Origin of the sequence: Paenibacillus aquistagni (assembly GCF_900177815.1) — a bacterium.
GTDB lineage: Bacteria > Bacillota > Bacilli > Paenibacillales > Paenibacillaceae > Paenibacillus_B > Paenibacillus_B aquistagni.
The window spans coordinates 133,623-154,702 of the sequence record NZ_FXAZ01000009.1; the positions used below are offsets into that span (position 1 = coordinate 133,623).

Sequence of the window (21,080 nt, forward strand, 5' to 3'; positions counted from 1 at the left end):
GCCTTGGTAGAGTTAATGGCTATTCATCGTGTTACATCCTACTTATCACTTATTCTCTTTCTCATTAATAATCTTCGTTGCTTCATCAACCATCCATGTTTGTACTTTGTCAATTGGGTCGTTGCCAAGCATGAATTTGCTAAAGCCGTCATTAATTACTTTTGTTAAGTCAGAAGTCGAAATGGTTAGCACCTCTGAAGCATCCAAATACTGAATGTCATCACCAAACAACGTGTATTTTAACGATTCAACATCGTACTTATCTGTATTGTTACCGATCATGCGCTCCAACAATGCTGATTGGTCTGCTTTCTTCCAGCCAGAGAACTCTTGTCTATTGGTAGAATCTGCAGTAGACATAAATCTCATCAGCTTGTACGACTCGTCCTTATGCTTCGTTGTCGAACCCATTGCTAATTGTGAACCGCCAACAAAATATTTACCGCCCTCATATTCTTTTGGCAAGGCATTCTGTGGAGGCAAAGGAACTGGCGCGAAAGCCGTCACAAAATCATGTGGGTACTGTTCAAGATTACCTGGATCAGGAATTGTGAAACTGCCTGACATGATCATCGCTGCACTTCCGCCGAAAAATTCACTGCGATAGTTGAGCTTCGCTGCTAGTACGTCCGCGTAAGTCTTCGCTGACTTATCAACACTCTCCATGTCTTTGCGCAGCTGGAAGAAGTACGGATAGGTTGGGTCAGACAGAATAGTACTGCCATCGTCATAGCGGAACGGATCCTTCATTACGGTTTGCGCCGGTCCATTCATGTACAACTCCCATGTATGGAAGTATGTCCCGTATCGTTTATCTACGCCTTCGCCTTTTGTTAGCTTCTTCGCATAGTCACGATAGTCATCCCATGTCCAGCCGAATTTGGGAACTGACAAGCCAGCTTCATCCAACGCATCCTTATTAAGCATCACGTACGTATAACCGGATGTATACTGCATGCCGTAATATTTGCCGTCTACTTGCGGATTGACATAGTATTCATCTTCCGCCTTCAAGCCTTCTTTATCATAGAATTCATTTAGCGGCGTAAATGCACTGCGAACGGCTCTTTCAACAACCGCTGATGAGCTTGGTAATTGAACGACGTCAACTTCATCTCCTGACGAGATTAGAAAGTCTAATTTCTTCAACATCTCTAATGAATTACCTGGAACGAGCACGACATGTTCAACTTTAATGCCAGGGTTAGCTGCTTCAAACTCGCGCAGCATGGCATCTGTAGCCCCTTCTTGAGCCTCATTATCCCAGTTATAGTATTTGATCGTTACTTCTTCCTTCGTTCCCGTGCCGTCCGATTGTGCTGGCGTGTCAGCAGCTTTGTTTCCACAAGCACTTGCAAACACCATTAATGTCAGCAGTATACATGTGGAAATGAGAAAATGACGTTTTCTTTTATTCTGCATATGCTTACTTCCCCCTAATATAAATGATAGTATTGTCTTCTTTTAAATCTTTGTGAGCGCTTACAGTGTCAGTATATAATTTTTCGCCAATGACTAGCGTGTATAATTTTGCGCTTGTACGATAACGATTTTGACCTTTCAGAAAGGGCCTTTCCCTATCCCGACAATCCATATACCTTAACCTTTAACGCCACCAAGAGCAATCCCATTAATAACTTGTTTTTGCAAGACAATAAACACAATGAGCAGAGGAATAATCGCAGACACGGCTGCCATCATCATAATCGCATCATTGGTCGTGTAATCATCTCTAAACAATGTCATGCCTAGCGGAATGGTATACAGTGATTTAGACTGCAAAAATATTAACGGATTTTGATAGTCATTCCATGACCAGATGAACTTAATGATCGCTACTGTTGCGATGACAGGACGACAGAGCGGAAGCATAATCGAAGTGAATGTACGCAGATGTCCTGCTCCGTCAATTCTAGCAGCTTCCATATACTCATCACTCACACCAGCCATAAATTGACGCAATAAAAAGGTAAAATAAATGGAAAACATACTCATCAAAATGATGGCCGCATGGGTGTCATACAACCCCATCCAGCGAACAAGCATAAAACGAGGAATGAGCGTTGCTTGATCTGGGATAATCATCAAGGCGAGCAAAATAGTAAACACGAGGTTGCGGCCGCGAAATTTTAGTTTTGTAAATGAATAAGCTGCCATTGTTGAGATAATTAGCGAAATTAATGTCACGATAATCGCCACTTTAATGGAATTCAAATAAATATGTGCAAACGGTACATTTTGCATCCATACCGCCTTAAAGTTATTCACAACGTTGATTGAAGATGGAATCCATTCAATGGGGAAACGCATCACATCTTTTTCGAATTTAAACGCTGACGATACCATCCATAATAATGGAAAGATAAATAAAATGGATAGAGCCCCCATGAACACTGTCGCGATAATCTTAGAAATTCTATTCGATAAACTTAGCATCACACTCTTCCTTTCCATTAAAATGATTCTTCTTGACGCATCTTCCATGTCGCCGCTGTAATCAACCCGATGATCGCAAATAACAGCCAGGATATCGCCGATGCATAGCCCATATTATAGTTGACAAAACCTTCTTGATAGATGCGGAATACAATGACCGTTGATGAATTATCAGGGCCGCCTTCGGTCAAGTAAGAAATAATATCGAACACTTTAAAGGAACCAATCAGCATCGTAATAAGCAGGAAAAACGTGGTTGGCCGAAGCAGCGGAATCGTGATCTTGAAAAACTTCTTCATTCCTGTTGCCCCATCAATGTCTGCTGCTTCATACAATTCATTAGAAATATTAGACAATCCAGCGATATAGATAATGATCGTATACCCGAGCCCTGCCCAAGCACTAATCATAGCGACCGCAATTAGTGAGGTTTTCGGATCAACGAGCCATTTCGGCGGATTTGATACACCAAGATCCATTAGTATTTGATTGATAGGACCTAGCGAAGGATGAAATAAAACGCTCCACACCGCTGCTACAGCGATAATCGAGGAAATGTAAGGGATGAAAAATACTACTTTGAAGTAATCTTTAAAGTACACTTTGCTGTGTATAACAACCGCCAGCACAAGTGCAACTGCAATTGGCACTGGCACGGTTAATACCGTAAAAAATAGGTTGTTGCTTAACGCCTTCCATATCGTCGGATCTTGAAATAAATGAATATAGTTTTGCAAGCCAGAGAATTTAATACCGGATAATCCAGATAATAAATCCCAAGATGTAAAGCTCAAATACAATGAAAATCCGAGGGCAAATACGTTAAGCAGAAGCATCCCCACGATCTCCGGCATTAGAAACAACCACCCAATCAAGGCTTCCTTTCTCTGCGGTGTCCAAAACTTCTTCTTTCTGCTCACCACCGGCTGCTTCGGTGATTGATAACTTATCTCTGTCCGTTCCATTTATAATGTCACCTCAACTTGTAATGTTGTTGACTTCATCATAATCGGCAGACAAGAGTGAACAAAGGATGGATTATGACCATGTAAGAGTAAAATTTTGACCTTTGCGAGCACCTCCTAATCAGCCAATGCGCCTATATCTTGAGATAAAAGCCCCGTGTGCGCTGCATGGTCGCCCCTTATATTGACCACTATTGCTATATTGGTCAATGCAGATTATGATGGCACTGACATGGATTGCTTGAGTTCACAATACAAGAGAGAAGGTGTCCTCTCATCATGGAGAAGAAAGAGCGAATATGGCATGCAGCCCTGCAACAATTTTATGACAAAGGCTTTGAAGCAGCCTCCACGAATCAGATCACGAAGGCAGCGGGCGTGTCCAAAGGAATTTTGTTTCATTATTATACAGATAAAAAGACGTTGTACTTGAGCATTGTAGATGACTGCATTGAGCACTATTATAAGAAGCTCGTCTCTCAGATGAATAACGTGTCTGATGATCTATTCGAAGCGCTTCAGCAGCTATCTGATCTGAAAATACAGCTATTTCGAGAAGAACCAATCCGGTACGGGATTGTGGCAAAGGCATTTCTCGATTCCCCATCGGCCTTGCGTGATGAGCTGCAGGCTAGACAGCAAAAATGGAAGGAGATGTCCATCCCTCTCTTGGTAGAAAAAGTCGACCGCAAGCATCTGCGAGCCGATATTAATATGAAGCTTGCCATCGAATTCGTGATGACGGCGCTAGAAGCGATACTTCTAAAGCTCATGTCCAACCAAGCCGATAGGAAGCAGCCCGATATCCCCTCCCTTCAGATGGAGGTCTATATCGATATGCTGAAGTACGGGGTGTATAACCTTCAGGAGGAGGAGAAAGCATGAATATTTGCATCATAACGGTTGGCACGAGAGGTGACGTTCAGCCCTTCGTGGCATTGGCAAGAGAACTCCAAGCTCGGGGGCATAAGGCGTCCATCTGCACATCAGCTCATTTTACACCCTTTGTGCGCAGTTATAGCATTGCATGCAGGCCGATGCGAGCCGATATGATGGCTCTTACGCAGTCTGAAGAAGGCAAGCGCATGCTAGGCGGGAACCCCCTTGCTATTATGAGCAATATGAAGAAGCTAGTGCTCCCCATGATGAAAACGATGCTGGAAGATATGTGGTCTGCCAGCCAAGACGCCGACGTGCTTCTTTGCCATCCGAAAGCACTCGGCGGCTATGATATTGCTGAGAAGCTCGGCATTCCCATGATTGCCTCCCACCCAGTGCCGATCATCGCGCCGACAGGGCTTTTCACGAATCCGATTCTTCCCTTTTCAAGCCGCTTAGCATGGCTGAATCAATTAAGCTACCGAATAAATCGTTATATGACCGCTAGCTTCATCGGCACTGTGAATCAATGGCGGGAGCAGATGCTAGAGCTGCCCAAGCGCAAAACAGGTACGGATACCTTGCAGCTGCATGGTCGTCCGGTGCCTGTTCTATATGGATGCAGCCCAAGCGTAATGCCGATTGATCCAGCGTGGCAGGATCATGTATGCATGAGCGGCTTTTGGTATTTGGAGGAGAAGCAGGTCTGGGAGCCTCCTCTAGATCTTGCTGGCTTGATCGATAGCGAGAATCCGCCGATTGCCATTAGCTATAGCAGCATGCCCTTGAAAGAACCTGGCCGCATGCTCCACTTGCTGCAAGAAGCGTGCCGCCAAACGAAGCAGCGCGCTGTCATCATCAGCGGCTGGAGTGGAATGACTGTGCCGCATGATGACCTGTTGATCGGCATAGAGGAGGTGCCCCATTCCTGGCTCTTCGAGAAGGTGGCAGGCATTATCCATCACGGTGGAGCAGGCACAACCGCTGCAGGCTTGCGAGCAGGCAAGCCAATGCTCATCAGCCCATTCTCAGGGGATCAGCCATTCTGGGCACGGCGAATGCATGAGCTCGGGGTCGCGACTGCACCTCTGCGCGAGAAGGAGATGTCTGTCGAACGCTTGTCCGATCGAATTCGCGACATGACAACCAACACCGCCATGCAGCAGCAAGCCAAGCAATTGGCTGCCTTAATTCATAAAGAAAACGGGGTATCCGTCGCCGTAGACTATATTGAGCAGCAGGTATCAAGGAGAGCATAGAATGATAGAATCAATCTGATCTACAGCATGTTCTTCTTAGATGCTATGCATCATTATCTTATAACGATCAAAGGAAAGGACATTTTAATTAAAGTTTATAAACACGCTGTGCGCAAAATATGCGATAATCATAATCAAGAGTACACATATCCAGTAGGTGTCCTCTTATTTTCAATAGAAAGGTGATTAGATGATACGCGGAGTGATTGAACTATTCGAATGTGACATTGCGACCATTAAAGTGGATGATCATACCATCGAATATCCAAAGCATCTGCTTCCTATCGATGCTCAGGTAGGCGATATTGTATTAATAGAAGGAAATAAAATCACGTTAGACAAAGAAGCGACCGATGCTTACAAGCGAGAAGCCGATGAAGCAGGTCGTACCGAGGTTTGAAAGTATATGAATCGAATGATTGTAGATGATATTGAATTGTTTACTGCTGCCCTCTCACAATCCTATGTCGAGGCTTGGCAGGAAGACAGTGCAGGGGTATATTGCTTTGTTGACGGAGGCATTATCGTCAAATACACCCCTGAGGTAGTTCGGATTAAAAACGTAAGCAAGACAACCAGCTATTATCGAGACATGACCCTGTTTCAGGTAAGCACAGCTCCCATCGACGAGTAATAGCTGTGGAAAATCGCATGTGCTCATGAGCTGTCCGCTTCACAAAGCTCGAATGAGCGAACCTACATGTACAGCCCACCGGTGCTTTCCTTTCACCGGTGGGCTGTTTGGTCATGCATGCAGCGCTAGCTGCACCCGAGCTAAGCAGAATGGGGTACCTCTGACACTGAACGAGAATTATGATTGGCTGCAGAAAAGCATCACGCTCGAATCCAGAATCATTCTCCCCCTCTTCTCTTCATTTCTCACAGCAAGTAGAACGATCGCCAGCGGGATGCATGCTCCAATCACGCTTGTTCCTTAGCTTTGCCCGCCTTGCGCCGCTGCTTCCGCCATTCCTTAGCTGAGGCCAGCGTTGAGCCCTCCGGAATAGTCAGACGCTGACTCTTGGATACTCCAATCAGCTGTGAGGTGTAGATGCCCGTATGACCTGAGAACAAGTAGCTCACAATGCAAGCAATGAACAGATAAATGGCAGCGTCCGCACCAAAGAGCTCAATTCCCATCAAGAAGCAGGCAATTGGCGTATTCGTAGCCCCGCAGAATACAGCAATAAAGCCAAGCCCCGCCAGGAATGGCGCATAGAGCTGAAGAATCCCGGCTAATGAATGTCCAAGCGTCGCTCCAATCGCGAACAACGGCGTCACCTCTCCGCCTTGATAGCCTGCTCCTAAGGTCAATGCTGTGAACACCAGCTTGCCGAGAAAGGCAAACGGTGTCACCTCGCCTGCAAAAGAATCCTGAATAAGCGGAATGCCTAACCCCAAGTAATCTCTTGTTCCAAGCAGATAAACGAGGCCAATGATAATAAAGCCGCCTACCGCGCTTTTGATCATCGGATTGTTGAACAGCCGGCTGTATATCTTCTTCAGGGCATGGGTCAGTTCACTGAACAAAATGCTGACGAGGCCAAATACAATGGAGGCCGCCACCACCTTAAACAGCACCATAGCTGATATGGCGGGCACTTCACCCATGGAGTAATGAATGTGACTAACTCCCCATACGGAGCTCGTCACCACATGACCAACAAAGCTTGCAATAAAAGCCGGGATCAGCGCTTCATGGCTGATCAGCCCGATCGCAAGCACCTCAAGGCCAAAGATTGTTCCTGCCAGCGGGGTGCCGAAGATTGAACCGAAGCCGCTGCTAATCCCGCAGATGAGCAAAATTTTCCGATCAATCGGATTCACTTTAAGCAGCTTGCCCAGCCACTCTGCAAGGCTTCCCCCCATCTGCACGGCCGTTCCTTCCCTGCCCGCCGACCCGCCGAACAAATGCGTAATAATCGTTCCAAACAGCACAAGAGGCGCCATCCGAAGCGGAATCGTTTCTTTCCCATCATGTATTTGCTCTAAAATAAGATTATTGCCTTTGGCGCTGTTCTGTCCATACTTCATATACATGAAGCTGACGAGTGCCCCGCCTAAAGGAAGGAAAAATAACAGCCATGTATGCTCCATTCGGAGATCCGTCACAGCATCCAAGGCCTTTAAGAAGAAGGCTGACGCCGTCCCTGCTAAGATGCCGACGCCGCCTCCAAGCACCAGCCATTTTACTAAGGTTCCAAACAGAGCAGCAAGCACCCACTTATCCGAAAGCATTCTCCATCTTTGTCTCATTGCTTTCATCGCCTTATCGATCCTTTCTCACAAGAATACGCCTAAAAACAAACAGACTCCTACCAGGGAACGGAATTCTCTGGTAGGAGTCATTAGCCTCGCGGCGGTTATACGGCGAACTCCATCGCCTATATAATGATAGGCTTATTGTAGTGAATAACTTGCCCCGCGTCAATAACGAAGATTCACTGATTTCGATCTCCGCCAGCCTTTTTTGGATGAATGAAGCCCGTTTTTTTATAAGTATCTGTCCATAACGGGCATTCTATGCTTACGCCATCTGCTAGAGCCCATCCTTGAGAGCAAGGGCCGCATCACTCTTGCCTCCGCCATTCTTTCGGCGTCATGCCCATATATTTTTTGAACACGGTAGCAAAATGCTGGCTCGTCTTAAAGCCCATGTCCATCGCAATTCTGGTAATCGAAGCATTCGTATGCTTAAGCTGCCTGCAGGCGCAATCCATGCGCACTCTTTCCATATAGGCAGTTGGTGATTGTCCATTCGTTTCCTTAAACACACGATAGAAGTGAGATTCGCTTAATCCCACCTCCGCCGCCAGTTCCGCATTCGTTAAGCGCAGCGCAGGATCCGCTTGAATCATTGCAGTAAGCCTTACCGTAAATTCATGCATATCCGGCGAGCGCAAAATAAAATGCGGCGTATGCATCAGCTGCAGCAAAATCTCCAATAAATTGTGCCGAACTTGAAATTCCAGCAAGACAGGCTCAGTCTGCTCCAAAAGCCTTCTTAGCCGTTCAAAAAATTGTACAATTCCCTTGCTTACAGCGCTAACTCGCGGATGATACTTTAATAGGCGTGCAAATTCTCCTCGATCCCGCTCTTCCAAGCCTAACCAGCCTTCATCGCACATGGGGTCCCGAATAATCATCCACCATATCGTGCAGGGGCCGATGTAATCCATGCTCGCACGGTGCCGCTCTCCTGGACGTGTAAAAAAGACCTGCTGGGCATGCGTATGAAAGTTCTCCCCATCCACTTCCCAACTCACCGCGCCTTGTTCCACATAAACAAATTCATACGCCTGCTCATGGGCATGGCTAGTCAAAGGCGCAGCCTTTTGAAAATGATCATATCCAAATAGAACAAGCTCTTCGATGGACAGCAAATCGTGGCGTTCTCCGGCATGGTACACCCAGCGCTCATTTTTAGCAGGTAAAAACATGATCACCCATTCCTTTAGCTCCAGCATAAGTCCCTGATGTTTCTGATCCTATTAGATACGAATTGAAAAGTCAATTTAGATAAAAAACCGTACGATGAGGTTAGCTACTAACTAGTAGCTCTAAGAAGCAGCTCTTTACAAGCAAAGCTTGCGAAAACACTGATTTTATGGAGGGATAACATTGTCGAGTAAGACAAGCCAAGTCCATGTGGTGTTCAAAACGCATCTGGACATCGGCTATACAGACCTTGCCCAGCATGTAGTCGAACGATACCTGAATGTATTTATACCAAAGGCGATTGCTAATGCTGAATATTTTGAAGCGAATCAAGAGAAAGGCTCCTTTATCTGGACAACAGGCTCATGGCTGATTCATTATGTGTTGAAATATGGAACGAAGCAGCAACAGCAGCAGGTTGAAACGGCCATACAAAAAGGATATCTCAAATGGCACGGGCTCCCGTTCACCACCTACACGGAGCTCCTTGATCCAGAGCTGCTTGAGTATGGTATCAGCATGTCTACGAGGCTGGACCAGCAATTCGGCACTCGTACCATCGCCGCCAAAATGACCGATGTGCCTGGGCATACAAGGTCGATGATTACGCAAATGGCCAATGCCGGCATCAAATATTTGCACCTTGGCGTTAATGCTTCAAGCCATGTGCCGCATGTGCCGCAGTTGTTCCTGTGGAGAAATCAAGACGGCACCGAAATTGTCGTGCAGTACAGCAAAGATTATGGGGATACGATTCAAGTTGAAGGGCTAGAGGATATTCTGTACTTTGCCCATACCCATGACAATCATGGACCATCCTCAGTCGAGCAGATTGAGCAAGAATTCAAGAAGCTAAAAGAGATCTATCCGAATGCTTCTATTCAAGCCTCAACATTGGATCAATTCGCAGACGAGGTATGGGCCATTCGCCATACCCTGCCAGTTGTCGATGAGGAGATCGGGGACAGTTGGATTCATGGATCATCTACCGACCCCTTCAAGCTGGCAGCCTATCGCGAGCTGCTTCGCCTTAAGAACAAATGGCTTGCTGAAGGAAGCTTATCCACAATGGATGACGAGTACCAAACCTTCTTAGATGAACTGATCATGGTCGCAGAACATACATGGGGCGTGGATATTAAGCGTTATCTCACGGATTATGCACATTATGACAAGGAAGATTTTAAGCGGGCAAGACAGCAGGATAAGGTGGATGTTCACTTAAATCCGCTGGAGTATCGCTTCTACGAGCACAATTCAACCGCAGAGATCCATGAGATGTTCGGCGACGAAGCGAAGAATAAGCTCGAAGCTCGCTCCTATAGTCTCATGGAACGTTCATGGCAGGAACAGCGAGAATATGTAAGCAAGGCCATTGCCAAGCTTCATCCCTCTCGGCAGCAAGAAGCAGAAGCGGCACTGCTTGCCTTAAAGCCTGTACGATGCGTCTTCTCGCATGATGCGAAGCCTCTTGCACCAGAAGAGTCCTATCCATTAGGAAGATTCCAAGTCGTATTTGCAGAGGACGGCTCCATCATCGGGCTTACGGACAGCAAAGGAAAGGCATGGGCTGATGCCTTGCATCCAATTGGGCTGTTTGTCTATGAGACCTACTCCCAAGAGGATTATGACCGTTGGTACCGTCAATACCATGTTCGCTGGAAGCACACGCATGTGTGGGCTACAGGAGACTTTGGGAAACCAGGGATGGACTTAACCCAAGCATGGATCAGGCACGAAACATTCACCCCTAAGCTAAAGACGCTTCATTATAAGCAAGAAGAGGGAGCGGATATCGTATATGCGGTGCTCCACATGCCGAAGCAGGCAAGCGAGCGCCTTGGAGCTCCGCGTGAAATCACAGTGGAGTATCGCTTCTCCACTAAAACGGAGACGATTGAATATAAGCTGCAGTGGTTCGATAAGGATGCCTATCGCTTGCCTGAATCGTCTTGGGTCACCTTCAATCCACGGGTGGGTAACCCTTACCGCTGGAAGCTCGACAAGCTGGGACAGTTAATCTCGCCACACGAGGTCCTGCAGGGGGGCAATCGTAACATGCACGCTGTCAATAAAGGGGTCTGCTATCATGGCGCCGATGGAAAAGTGTCAATCGACATCTTGGATGCAGCGCTTGTATGCCCTGGTGAGCGCCGATTGCTGCAATTCGACCATACCTTTGCTTCTCCTGCAGGCGGAATGCATGTGAACCTGCACAACAATGTATGGGGGACCAACTTCCCTGCATGGTATGAGGAGGATGCGGCCTTCCGCTTCAAGCTGCAATTTCATTCTTATCAATAAGGACATCAAGACATATAACCTATAAGAAATCAACCCATCGTAGAATCGTTTGAAAGGAGAATACCATTATGACTACTCAACAAGCACCTAAGAAAATTTTTGTCATTCAGCATTCTCATACTGATGTCGGCTATACCGAGCGCCAGGAGAAAATTCAGCAGTACCATGTCGGTTTCATTCGCCAAGCATTAGCCATCGTCCGAGATATCGAGAACGGCACGCGCCCTGACTGGAAAGGCTACAAGTGGGTGTGCGAGACGTTTTGGCCAGTGGAGTCCTTTTTAAATAAAGCAACCGAACAAGAGAAAACAGCGTTTATGCATGCTGTTCAGCGCGGCTACATTGGCTTGTCCGGGTCCTATCTTAATTTTAGTGAACAAATCAGCAAAGAGACCCTCACTGCCATGATTAAGCGTATTACGGATTACGGCGCATCCATTCAAGCTCCTGTGCGTTCGGCGATGACTGCCGATATTACGGGGTATGGCTGGGGCTACAGCCAAGTGCTTGCCGATGCAGGCATTCATAATCTGATGACATGCATTCACACACACCATTCCATGTATCCTGTCTGGAACAAGCAGCAGCCTTTCTGGTGGGAGACACCAGAAGGAGACCGCATCCTGACGTGGAGCGGCGAGCATTACATGTTCGGCAACGATATCGGCCTTATTCCAGGAATCGGAGGCTCCTATACGATCCGTGATGAATGCGATACACGTCAGGGCGTAACCTTCGAAACGGCAGAATTGCGCATCAATCGTTACCTGGATCGCTTAGCAGAAGATGGTTACGATTATCCATTTGTACCTGTCATGGTATCTGGGCTGCCGACAGACAACAGCTCCCCTAATGCTGCTGTCATGGAATTTGTCCACGCTTGGAACAAGAAGCATGGCGAGAATATTTATATTCAACCCGCGACATTGGATGATTTCTTTACCGAGCTAAGACAGTATGCGGAAGCACATCCTGACTCCATTCCGTCCTATCGCGGCGACTGGCCGGATTGGTGGACAGATGGAACGGCGACAACTCCCATGCATGTGCAGGTGTTCCGCGAGGCACAGCGCGTCTATCATAAGATTAAGCGGCTTGATCCAGAGCAGCAGCTCATCTCACAAGAACGACTGCAGGCTATTGAATATGAGCTTGCTCTCTTTGCGGAGCATACTTGGGGATACCACTCCTCGGTTACCGAGCCTTGGAATCCCTTCGTGCAAGAGCTTGGCGTAAGAAAGGAAGCCTATGCTGCCAATGCCAGCTCGTTGGCGCATACGGCGCTGTATGACATCTTGGAGGCCAAGGGAGATGCCCTGCTTGCGCCAGGAAGGCCCATGACCTTCAAGGTTCACAATCCTTATGATTATGCCCAAACTGAATATGCTTATCTGATTATGGAGCATTGGCACCATGACCTGATCAAAGATGGCTTCAAGGTCGTGAACGAAGAGACTCAGGAGACATATCCAGCACAACTCGTCAGTGCGCCGCGCGGCCTTATCATTACCGTTCCGGTGAAGCTTGAAGCAAAGAACGAAATCACGCTGCATGTCCAACCAACAGCAGCCGCTAAGCCTGTAACAGCGTATCGCAATGATTATGTCGGCTCTGACCGCATGATGGACATTATCCCTCCGCAGGTGCAGAAGGTTCTAATCACGCCTGCCTATGTCGAGACGCATTATGTGCGGATTGAATGGAAGCGAGGCGATGGCATCACCCGCTGGTTTGATAAGTCGCTGCAAAAGGACCTGCTGCGCGAAGATCGCAACCATCATGCGTTTACCCCAGTCTATAATGTGACTCGCGCAGTTGGCGTGGACGGGATGTACGATGTCCGCCGTAGAATGGGGCGCAACCGAAGAGGGGCGGATGCGCACGTATCGGTAGGGGCCCTCATTGATGCAAAAGTGATTGAGCATGGCGATGTGTACGGAAAAGTTCAGCTGACCTATGAAGTAGATGGATGCAGCCACTATTCTCTGCTGCTTACCGTGTATTCAGATCGTCCACGCGTTGACGTTGCTGTTCGCATGCATAAAGACAGCGTATGGGACCCTGAGAACCTGTATATCTCGCTTCCATTCGGAAGTGCAGCAGCTGAGAAAAAAGAGGAGCTGTGGCTCGATAAGTGCGGCGCGCTGCTCCGTCCACGAGTGGATCAACTGCCTGGCTCATTAGCCGATTATTACTGTGCAGACGAAGGCGCCGCCTATGTGAGCGAGGATTCAGGGGTCGTCATAGCGATGCCAGATGCCTCTATTCTTCAGCTTGGTTCCTTGGAATACGAGCATCGTCTGCTAAGCGGTCATGAGAAGCTGGCCCATGATCCAGGCCATCTCTATTCTTGGCCAATGAACAACTACTGGGAGACCAACTTCAAAGCGACACTGGGCGGATTCTACGAATTCCGATACTTGGTAGCTTGGGGAGAGGCTTATCGCACACCGGAAGCCGCTCTTCTGGCTTGCAAGAGCATGAATAACGGCCTCTTGGCATGGAGAACAAAGTAAGAAACAAGCGCTAGTCTCATAATCGTAAAAAGCTTGGCTTTCCTTATAAAAAGAAGAAGACTTTAGCGGCCTGCCGTGCAGCAGAATTGCTAAAGTCTTCTTTATCATTAACCTATAGATCAATAAGAGCGAGCTGTCGAGCATCCCCGCAATTGGCCTATCTCTCTATCTCCGCAATAATTCAATAATAATCCAGCATCCGCACACTTTAGATGCTCGGGCTGGATCGAAGGCTGATCGCGTGTTGTCCTGTTAGCGCATCATGGAGCTGCGGTAACCCATCATGCCGCGGCCTGAATCGCTGTCTCCGTGGCAGTAATTGTACATGCGGTCAATGTCTTCATCGCTTGTGTCCGGATGAATTTGCTTCATATAATCCCGCATCTCATCTGCATCCAATTGATTGTCCCTCATATAAGCACGCATGTCCGCTGCATCCATCTGTCTTTCTTCCATGAAGCGAAGCATCTCATCCGCATTCATATTCGGATAATCCTCCATCATCGATGAAGGCGTCTCCTGCATGCCACGGCCTGAAAATGGTTGAATGCCATCAGCAAAAGCCGCTGTTCCAATTCCTAAAGTGAGCACTGTTACGCCAAGTGCAGCAAACCATTTTTTGTTCATTATGATTCACCCTCCTATGTCTAATGTGCCGTTGTTGATCAGGCTTATCATCGTCGCACACATCTCTCGTTACCGCTTATCTGATTGTGACAAGTGGAACATAGTTCAAGCTTATACGAAAAGTGTGTGGAAATTGTGTGGTTCACACCTTCGACACATTGTGAACCCCTGACATAGGAAGAGATCATAATCATGATTCTTTAAGTGCGCGCAACAGTTATTGCTCCCTTGGCAGCCGAACGATAAACGTCGTCCCTATCCCCAATGTACTTTGCACTTGTATCGTCGCATCGTGGAGATCCACCAGCTTTTTCACAATCGATAAGCCAAGGCCTGATCCGCCATGTTCTCTTGAGCGAGATTTCTCTACACGGTGGAAGCGTTCGAAGATCTCCTCAAGCTCTTCTTGCGGGATACCGATACCTGAATCTTTGACCCTAACGGCTACCTCATCATCATCGTGGCTAATCGACAGCTCGATCTCCCCGCGCTCGGTATAGCGAATGGCATTCTCAAGCAAATTCATGACAATTTGCTCCAGCCTCATTCCATCCGCATAAACAAGGGGGAGATCTGCCTGCACCTTAAGATGAAGGGCGATTCCCTTGTCCTTCGCACTCAGTTCCACCCTGCGCATGGCTTCTTCCAGCAGTTCCTCAAGATTAACCCATTCCTTGTAAAGGTCAATCTGCCCTTCTTCCATCTTGGCCAGATCGAATAAGTCATTCACCAAATGCTCGATCCGCAGCGCCTCCTGATGAATAATCTCCAGATAGCGCTGCTGCTCTTCCTCAGAATCCACCATACCGTCTTGAAGCACCTTCGCATACCCTTTTAAATATGTGATCGGCGTTCTTAGCTCATGAGAGATATTCGCGAAGAATTCCTGTCGATTATCCCGATACCGCTTCAGCTCCACCCCAAGGTCATTGATCGCTTCCGCCAAATAACCGACCTCATCCTTGCTGTTCACATGGACTCTCGTCTCAAGCTCGCCGCTAGCTATCTTCTTTGTCGCCTGCTGCATCTGCAATAGAGGACGGGACAGCATATAGGCCATAATCCACGTTATCCCAAGCGACAGCAGAAATGCGCCTGCTCCGGAGAGCAGAAGCAGCTTGCGTATCGAATGAAGTGATTCATCCAAATGCTTCGTTGAAGCCATCACATAGATCGCCGCGTGGATTGTCTCGTCCTTTTTCAGAGGCTGAGCAACCACCAGATACCCTTCCCCACTAGGATCGGTATGAGACAAGCTTATCGCTTCTCCCTTGAAGAGGAGAGCTAGGTCCTCTGTACGAATAAAGGAACGATCCTGCGGATCATGAGGGCCGGAATGAAAGCCGATCTGGCCATCTGCCTGCACATAGAACATGCTTACATTCGAAAAGTCCGCAAGGGTAGACATCATTTGTTCCGAGGTTGGATTCGTCTCCTCGCACATGGCAACAAAATGCGCGGTCAACTCCGATACCTCTGTCTTCATCTCAATATGATAGAAATTGGAGAATACCTGATATACCATCGTGCCAAGCGACAGCAGCACAATCAAAAAGGCTGTTGTAATCAATACGCCCAGCTTGATGCCAATCCGATTGCGCATCATAAAGCAGCACCTGGGGCTTGGAATTTATATCCTACCCCCCACACCGTCTGCAAAGGAGAATAGGGAAGACCCGCACGATGAAGCTTCACACGAATATTTTTCACATGGGTATCCACCACTCGAGAATCGCCGCTATATTCATAGCCCCACAACCGAATGACCAAGTCCTCGCGTGAAAACGCTCTTTCTCTGTGTCTTGCTGTAAGGAGCAAGAGATCGAATTCCTTCGGCGTGAACTCCACTCTCCTTCCTTGAACGTACACCTCTCTCGCCTCTGGATCAATCTTCAGGCCCTCAAATGGCAACATCTGAGCTTCGTCCCTTGCCGACTGACTTAAGGAGGATCGTCTCAGCAGCGCACGAACTCTTGCCACAAGCTCATCCGGCTCAAATGGCTTCGTTACATAATCATCGGCTCCAATCTGAAGCCCTTGAACCTTGTCCTGCGTATCTGAACGTGCTGTCAGCATAATAACGGGCACTGGAGTGTGTTCTCTTATCGCTCGGCATGCCTCCCACCCATCCATGCCTGGCATCATAATGTCCAAGATCACAATGTCGATAGGATGCTGCTGAATAATCGCCAGCGCCTCATGCCCAGAAGAGGCTTCCTTGATCTCAAAGCCTTCCTTTTTAAAATAAATACGCAGCAAATTCCGCATATTCCATTCGTCATCAACAAGTAATAATCGAGGCTGCGACAAAAATAATCACCATCCTGTTGTATGTAGCTTATACTCTTACAATAACAGAAGAGCCTCCGATATGCCTAACCGATCAAACACAGCCCCTGCTTCCACATACAGAGGCTGCATCAACTGATCGCACACATTCTATTCTGGTTTATTGCCTACAAGAGGGTCAGGCACATAATTGGACTGGTAGTCCTTGTATTGTACATCTGTCACCATTCCGGCTGAGGCATGATGAAGATCATGGCAGTGAAACATCCAATCCCCAGGATTGTCTGCCTCGAAGGCCACCACATACGTCTCTCCCGGTCTAACATTAAGGGTATCTTTAATCATAGGCGAGCCTTGCAGCGGCTTGCCGTTTTTGCTCAGCACTTGGAAGAAATGCCCGTGCAGGTGCATAGGATGATCTTCGGTCATAGACTGGTTCACGAATGTAACCATGACCTTCTCACCTTTCTTTACGGATATGCGATCCGTGTCGGGAAACACCTTGCCGTTGATCGTATAGACCATCTCGCCATCTTTCATCGCTGTATCGAGATCCATGTGGACCTGCTGGTCATAGTTCTGCTTCAACGTAAACTTCGTATCGGCCTGCTTGCCGTACAAGACAGGATCGAACTCCGGCAGCACTTCATCTGCATTCGAGCGGTCTGCCGCTTCTTCCCCCTCGTACTGAATGAGCGTTCTCATGCCCTTTACTCGCTCATCGCTTCCATGTTCTTCGAGCCACCACGATCCAGGGTTGTTCGCGACAAATTCAATATCGATACGTTCACCAGGCGCAATAGCCAACGCTTGATCCGAGATCGTGGCAGGGCTATTGACGGGCTGACCATCAAGGGCGATCACCTTGAACTCATGCCCATGAAGATGCATCCGATGTGTGATGTACCCAGCGTTAATTAGACGAAGACGCACCTTCTCGCCTTCCTTAACCATCAGCTTAGAAGTGCTGTCGCCTGTTCTGCCGTTGATCGTATACAGGTCATACATGCTCATGTCATGGCCTTCCATATTCATCATGTTCATCCCGCTATGATCCATGCCGCCCTCTTCATGCTCGCCATCTGCTGCCTGTTCCTCATTCTGCCCCGTCATACCATGATTCATATTGTTATGACCGCCCTCATTCACCTGCTGCTCATCATGATTCATGTCGGAAGAATGGGACTGCTCCTGCGGCTCTTTACCGTGATCCATTCCCTCCATCGCTGCATGGCCTTCCTCCTCCCGCTTCTCCTCCGAAGCGGAGTCTACAGCGGTTTGACTCATCCATTCATCCAGCATAAGCGTATAATCGCGATCATATTGCTCATTGGGATCTTCGACAATAAAGGAGCCATACAAGCCCTTGTCCAACTGATTGACGCTGTCCTGATGGGAATGATACCAATAGGTACCGGGAATGGTAGCCTTGAACTCGTACACAAACTCCTTGCCTGCCGCCACCGCATCCTGTGTTACGCCTGGGATGCCGTCCATCGCATTTGGCACTGGATAACCATGCCAGTGAATCGAGACAGGTTCCTCCAATTCGTTCTGCAGCTTAATCTTCACGGTGTCTCCGACTTGGACACGGAGCTCAGGACCCGGAATCGCCTGATTAAAAGACCATACAGGCAAGGTTACATCATCATGTACAGGCAGCATGCCCTTCTTCGCAATGATGGTGTACGCCTTCGCGTCTACAACCGGAGAAGCCATAACCGTGTTCACCTTTACCATAGACTCCTGTTCCAGAGCTGCAGTACTGCTTTCCTTCGAGGCTTGATCATCTGTACAGCCTGCAAGCACAACCATCAAGGCGGCCATTAAGCCAAACGTTGTGAACTTCATTGAGATTGCCAAACTATAATCCCTCCAACACTGTCATTTATCATTATCGCCTTCCCATGCCCGTTCGCAGCCCAAAGATGTCCTACTGGCAATAAGATAACCAACAGTTGTGGAGAAAGTATGAAGATTTTCTCTTTTTTGTGATTTATGTTATTGCATTTTCATTTACATTTGTATTTGTATTTGCATTTTCATTCGCGATACGCACCAACCCCATAACACACAAAGACCTCACCTCCACTCTAAAGTGGAACATGAGGTCTTCTTTCACGATTGATCATTCTTCTGTTTGTTTAATTATTCAATCCGATGGATGATCCACTATCTGCAGCTGCGAAGATAACGGTTATTCTGTCACAAGGTCATGCACGAGTACTGGCGCTTCTGCATGATCGCCGATCCGAATATTGGCATAGATCATCTCGATCACCTGCTCGACATTCTCGCGATTCGCATGAATGGTGACGAGCGACTCTCCTGCTTTGACGGCATCCCCGATCTTTTTGTTCAGCATCAAGCCCACTGCAAGATCAATCTCAGATTCCTTCGTCGCACGCCCAGCACCAAGCAGCATCGCAGCCGTGCCGATCTCATCCGCTACAATCTCTGTCACGACTCCATCCTGCTTCGCTGGCACCTCGATCAAGTAAGAAGCTTGCGGCAGCTTACTAGGATCGTCAACGACATCTGGATTGCCGCCTTGATGCTGAATAAACGACTTGAACTTCTCCAGCGCCTTGCCATTATGAATAACCTGCTTCAGCTGTTCCTCTGCATCCTCCAAAGAATCTGCTTTGCCTGCAAGATAGACCATCTGACGCCCAAGCGCCAAGCACAGCTCCTCCAGATCCTTTGGACCATGGCCGCGAAGCGTATCAATCGCTTCCTTAACTTCCAAGGAGTTGCCGATAGCACGCCCAAGCGGCTGGCTCATATCAGAGATGACAGCCATCGTCTTGCGGCCCACGTTGTTGCCTATGCGAACCATGGCATGCGCCAAGGCTTTGGCATCTTCAACCGTCTTCATGAAGGCGCCGGCTCCTGTCTTCACGTCGAGCACGATCGCATCCGAGCCCGCAGCGATCTTCTTGCTCATGATCGAGCTTGCGATCAGCGGAATCGAGTTGACTGTGCCTGTCACATCACGAAGGGCATACAGCTTCTTGTCGGCAGGCGTCAGATTGCCGGTCTGTCCGATAACGGCGATCTTGTCCTTGTTGACCAGATTTACGAATTCATCCTTCGTGATCTCCACATGGAAGCCTTCGATGGCTTCCAGCTTGTCAATGGTGCCCCCTGTGTGTCCGAGTCCACGGCCGGACATCTTCGCCACAGGAATATCCAGCGCAGCCACGAGCGGAGCCAATACCAGTGTCGTGGTATCGCCAACGCCGCCTGTGGAATGCTTGTCTACCTTGATGCCTTCAATAGCGGACAAATCAATCGTCTCTCCGGAATTGACCATCGCCATCGTTAGATCCGCCCGCTCCCGGTCCGTCATATCTTGGAAAAAGATCGCCATCGCCAGCGCGCTTACTTGATAATCGGGAATGTCGCCTTTCGTATAGCCTTCTATTACAAAGTTGATTTCTTCTGTCGTCAATTCCTTGCCATCGCGCTTCTTCGCAATTACGTCTACCATTCTCATCGTTAAATCCTCCTGTCTCCTATGAGCTCGTTTTGTTATAAGCCTATATGCTGTAGATTCAGTTGTCGATTAAATAGCGCGAGCGGTCTCAAGCGCAACTTCCATCATATCGTTGAAGGTCGTCTGGCGCTCTGCTGCTGTCGTCTCTTCTCCCGTAATCAAATGATCGCTTACCGTCAGAATCGTAAGGGCATTGACGCCAAACTTAGCAGCGAGCGAATAAATTGCAGTGGTCTCCATCTCGACTGCCAGCACACCATAATCCATCATCTTTTGCACGACTGATTTGTCATCGCGGTAGAACATATCCGAGCTGAATATATTGCCCACATGCAGCTTCAAGCCTTTTTCCGTTCCTTTCTCGTAGGCTGACTTCAGCAAAGAGAAGCTTGCAATAGGAGAGAAATCATAGTCCTTGAACACATGACGGTTCATGCTTGAATCTGTGCATGAAGCTTGCGCCAGCACAACATCACGCACATGCACATGCTCCTGCATCGCTCCGCATGTACCGACTCGGATCAGATTCTTGACGCCATATTCGCTTATAAGCTCATTGACATAGATGCTTGTCGTCGGAATTCCCATCCCTGTTCCTTGAACGGAGATGCGCTTGCCCTTGTAGGTTCCAGTAAAGCCCAGCATGCCGCGAACCTCGTTATAGCAGCTAATATTCTCTAGATACGTCTCTGCAATATACTTCGCTCTAAGCGGGTCTCCCGGCAGCAGAATGGTCTCTGCCACATCGCCTTGCTTTGCTCCAATATGAACACTCATCGTTATACCCATTCCTTTCGCTTCGCTCAAGGCACAAAACGGAATGAAATCCGTCAGCCTTGAGCGATTTTGTTATTCTTGAGTTACAGAG

The 21,080-nt window shown here is 48.0% G+C and carries 17 protein-coding genes and 1 riboswitch; of the genes, 6 read left to right on the forward strand and 11 right to left on the reverse strand.

Annotated elements, in window-relative coordinates; genetic code table 11:
* Nucleotides 1-45 precede the first annotated feature (45 nt).
* From B9Y93_RS22765 to B9Y93_RS22775, 3 genes are all read right to left on the reverse strand, one after another.
* Nucleotides 46-1,422 (reverse strand): ABC transporter substrate-binding protein, encoded by a 1,377-nt coding sequence (locus B9Y93_RS22765; RefSeq protein WP_085498596.1) that lies wholly within the window; start codon nucleotides 1,420-1,422, stop codon nucleotides 46-48.
* A 177-nt stretch (nucleotides 1,423-1,599) separates the two neighbouring features.
* Nucleotides 1,600-2,454 (reverse strand): carbohydrate ABC transporter permease, encoded by an 855-nt coding sequence (locus tag B9Y93_RS22770; protein WP_240967918.1) that lies wholly within the window; start codon nucleotides 2,452-2,454, stop codon nucleotides 1,600-1,602.
* Nucleotides 2,454-3,401: a carbohydrate ABC transporter permease gene (locus B9Y93_RS22775; protein WP_085498598.1), complete on the reverse strand. Its 948-nt coding sequence runs from the start codon at nucleotides 3,399-3,401 to the stop codon at nucleotides 2,454-2,456. Before B9Y93_RS22775 ends, B9Y93_RS22770 begins: the two co-directional genes overlap by 1 nt.
* Before the next feature lie 279 nt (nucleotides 3,402-3,680).
* Between B9Y93_RS22775 and B9Y93_RS22780 the strand changes: the two genes are divergently transcribed.
* The 4 genes from B9Y93_RS22780 to B9Y93_RS22795 all read left to right on the forward strand — a co-directional run bounded on the left by B9Y93_RS22780 (nucleotide 3,681) and on the right by B9Y93_RS22795 (nucleotide 6,173).
* Entirely contained in the window at nucleotides 3,681-4,286 is a 606-nt protein-coding gene (locus B9Y93_RS22780) for a TetR/AcrR family transcriptional regulator (RefSeq protein WP_085498600.1), read from the forward strand.
* A complete protein-coding gene (locus B9Y93_RS22785) occupies nucleotides 4,283-5,539 on the forward strand; it encodes a glycosyltransferase (protein WP_085498602.1) in 1,257 nt (418 codons plus the stop codon). Before B9Y93_RS22780 ends, B9Y93_RS22785 begins: the two co-directional genes overlap by 4 nt.
* A 190-nt stretch (nucleotides 5,540-5,729) precedes the next feature.
* Nucleotides 5,730-5,939 (forward strand): DUF3006 domain-containing protein, encoded by a 210-nt coding sequence (locus B9Y93_RS22790; RefSeq protein ID WP_085498604.1) that lies wholly within the window; start codon nucleotides 5,730-5,732, stop codon nucleotides 5,937-5,939.
* A 6-nt stretch (nucleotides 5,940-5,945) separates the two neighbouring features.
* Nucleotides 5,946-6,173: a hypothetical protein gene (locus B9Y93_RS22795; protein WP_085498606.1), complete on the forward strand. Its 228-nt coding sequence runs from the start codon at nucleotides 5,946-5,948 to the stop codon at nucleotides 6,171-6,173.
* 287 nt (nucleotides 6,174-6,460) lie between these two features.
* Here the strand turns inward: B9Y93_RS22795 and B9Y93_RS22800 are convergent, their stop codons facing one another.
* Both B9Y93_RS22800 and B9Y93_RS22805 read right to left on the reverse strand, forming a co-directional pair.
* Nucleotides 6,461-7,795: a voltage-gated chloride channel family protein gene (locus tag B9Y93_RS22800; protein WP_085498630.1), complete on the reverse strand. Its 1,335-nt coding sequence runs from the start codon at nucleotides 7,793-7,795 to the stop codon at nucleotides 6,461-6,463.
* Nucleotides 7,796-7,871: 76 nt separating this feature from the next.
* A riboswitch (Fluoride riboswitch) is annotated at nucleotides 7,872-7,933 on the reverse strand.
* A 176-nt stretch (nucleotides 7,934-8,109) separates the two neighbouring features.
* Entirely contained in the window at nucleotides 8,110-8,979 is an 870-nt protein-coding gene (locus B9Y93_RS22805; RefSeq protein WP_169026423.1) for an AraC family transcriptional regulator, read from the reverse strand.
* 181 nt (nucleotides 8,980-9,160) lie between these two features.
* On the opposite strand from B9Y93_RS22805, the gene B9Y93_RS22810 reads away from it, so the two are divergent.
* A complete protein-coding gene (locus B9Y93_RS22810; protein ID WP_085498612.1) occupies nucleotides 9,161-11,281 on the forward strand; it encodes a DUF5054 domain-containing protein in 2,121 nt (706 codons plus the stop codon).
* A 68-nt stretch (nucleotides 11,282-11,349) separates the two neighbouring features.
* Entirely contained in the window at nucleotides 11,350-13,797 is a 2,448-nt protein-coding gene (locus tag B9Y93_RS22815; RefSeq protein ID WP_085498613.1) for a glycoside hydrolase family 38 N-terminal domain-containing protein, read from the forward strand.
* Between the two features lie 252 nt (nucleotides 13,798-14,049).
* Here the strand turns inward: B9Y93_RS22815 and B9Y93_RS22820 are convergent, their stop codons facing one another.
* The 6 genes from B9Y93_RS22820 to deoD form a co-directional block, all read right to left on the reverse strand.
* Nucleotides 14,050-14,424, reverse strand: coding sequence for a hypothetical protein (locus B9Y93_RS22820; protein ID WP_085498614.1), 375 nt, complete (start codon nucleotides 14,422-14,424; stop codon nucleotides 14,050-14,052).
* A 217-nt stretch (nucleotides 14,425-14,641) separates the two neighbouring features.
* Nucleotides 14,642-16,030, reverse strand: coding sequence for a sensor histidine kinase (locus B9Y93_RS22825; protein ID WP_085498615.1), 1,389 nt, complete (start codon nucleotides 16,028-16,030; stop codon nucleotides 14,642-14,644).
* Entirely contained in the window at nucleotides 16,027-16,734 is a 708-nt protein-coding gene (locus B9Y93_RS22830; RefSeq protein ID WP_097676368.1) for a response regulator transcription factor, read from the reverse strand. The genes B9Y93_RS22825 and B9Y93_RS22830 overlap by 4 nt, the downstream gene beginning before the upstream one ends.
* A gap of 129 nt (nucleotides 16,735-16,863) precedes the next feature.
* On the reverse strand, nucleotides 16,864-18,564 hold the full coding sequence (locus B9Y93_RS22835; RefSeq protein ID WP_085498632.1) for a multicopper oxidase family protein: 1,701 nt from the start codon (nucleotides 18,562-18,564) through the stop codon (nucleotides 16,864-16,866).
* A gap of 346 nt (nucleotides 18,565-18,910) precedes the next feature.
* On the reverse strand, nucleotides 18,911-20,212 hold the full coding sequence (locus tag B9Y93_RS22840; RefSeq protein WP_085498616.1) for a pyrimidine-nucleoside phosphorylase: 1,302 nt from the start codon (nucleotides 20,210-20,212) through the stop codon (nucleotides 18,911-18,913).
* A 69-nt stretch (nucleotides 20,213-20,281) separates the two neighbouring features.
* The gene (gene deoD / locus B9Y93_RS22845) at nucleotides 20,282-20,989 is read right to left on the reverse strand and encodes a purine-nucleoside phosphorylase (RefSeq protein ID WP_085498617.1); all 708 of its coding nucleotides are present in this window, start codon (nucleotides 20,987-20,989) and stop codon (nucleotides 20,282-20,284) included.
* Nucleotides 20,990-21,080: the final 91 nt, after the last annotated feature.

Excerpts from the sequence above, each read along its gene's own strand:
- B9Y93_RS22765 (WP_085498596.1), bottom strand. The coding sequence starts at position 1,422 with ATGCAGAATAAAAGAAAACGTCATTTTCTCATTTCCACATGTATACTG.
- B9Y93_RS22770 (WP_240967918.1), bottom strand. The coding sequence starts at position 2,454 with ATGGAAAGGAAGAGTGTGATGCTAAGTTTATCGAATAGAATTTCTAAG.
- B9Y93_RS22775 (WP_085498598.1), bottom strand. The coding sequence starts at position 3,401 with ATGGAACGGACAGAGATAAGTTATCAATCACCGAAGCAGCCGGTGGTG.
- B9Y93_RS22780 (WP_085498600.1), top strand. The coding sequence starts at position 3,681 with ATGGAGAAGAAAGAGCGAATATGGCATGCAGCCCTGCAACAATTTTAT.
- B9Y93_RS22785 (WP_085498602.1), top strand. The coding sequence starts at position 4,283 with ATGAATATTTGCATCATAACGGTTGGCACGAGAGGTGACGTTCAGCCC.
- B9Y93_RS22790 (WP_085498604.1), top strand. The coding sequence starts at position 5,730 with ATGATACGCGGAGTGATTGAACTATTCGAATGTGACATTGCGACCATT.
- B9Y93_RS22795 (WP_085498606.1), top strand. The coding sequence starts at position 5,946 with ATGAATCGAATGATTGTAGATGATATTGAATTGTTTACTGCTGCCCTC.
- B9Y93_RS22800 (WP_085498630.1), bottom strand. The coding sequence starts at position 7,795 with ATGAGACAAAGATGGAGAATGCTTTCGGATAAGTGGGTGCTTGCTGCT.
- B9Y93_RS22805 (WP_169026423.1), bottom strand. The coding sequence starts at position 8,979 with ATGTTTTTACCTGCTAAAAATGAGCGCTGGGTGTACCATGCCGGAGAA.
- B9Y93_RS22815 (WP_085498613.1), top strand. The coding sequence starts at position 11,350 with ATGACTACTCAACAAGCACCTAAGAAAATTTTTGTCATTCAGCATTCT.
- B9Y93_RS22820 (WP_085498614.1), bottom strand. The coding sequence starts at position 14,424 with ATGAACAAAAAATGGTTTGCTGCACTTGGCGTAACAGTGCTCACTTTA.
- B9Y93_RS22825 (WP_085498615.1), bottom strand. The coding sequence starts at position 16,030 with ATGATGCGCAATCGGATTGGCATCAAGCTGGGCGTATTGATTACAACA.
- B9Y93_RS22835 (WP_085498632.1), bottom strand. The coding sequence starts at position 18,564 with ATGAAGTTCACAACGTTTGGCTTAATGGCCGCCTTGATGGTTGTGCTT.
- B9Y93_RS22840 (WP_085498616.1), bottom strand. The coding sequence starts at position 20,212 with ATGAGAATGGTAGACGTAATTGCGAAGAAGCGCGATGGCAAGGAATTG.
- deoD (WP_085498617.1), bottom strand. The coding sequence starts at position 20,989 with ATGAGTGTTCATATTGGAGCAAAGCAAGGCGATGTGGCAGAGACCATT.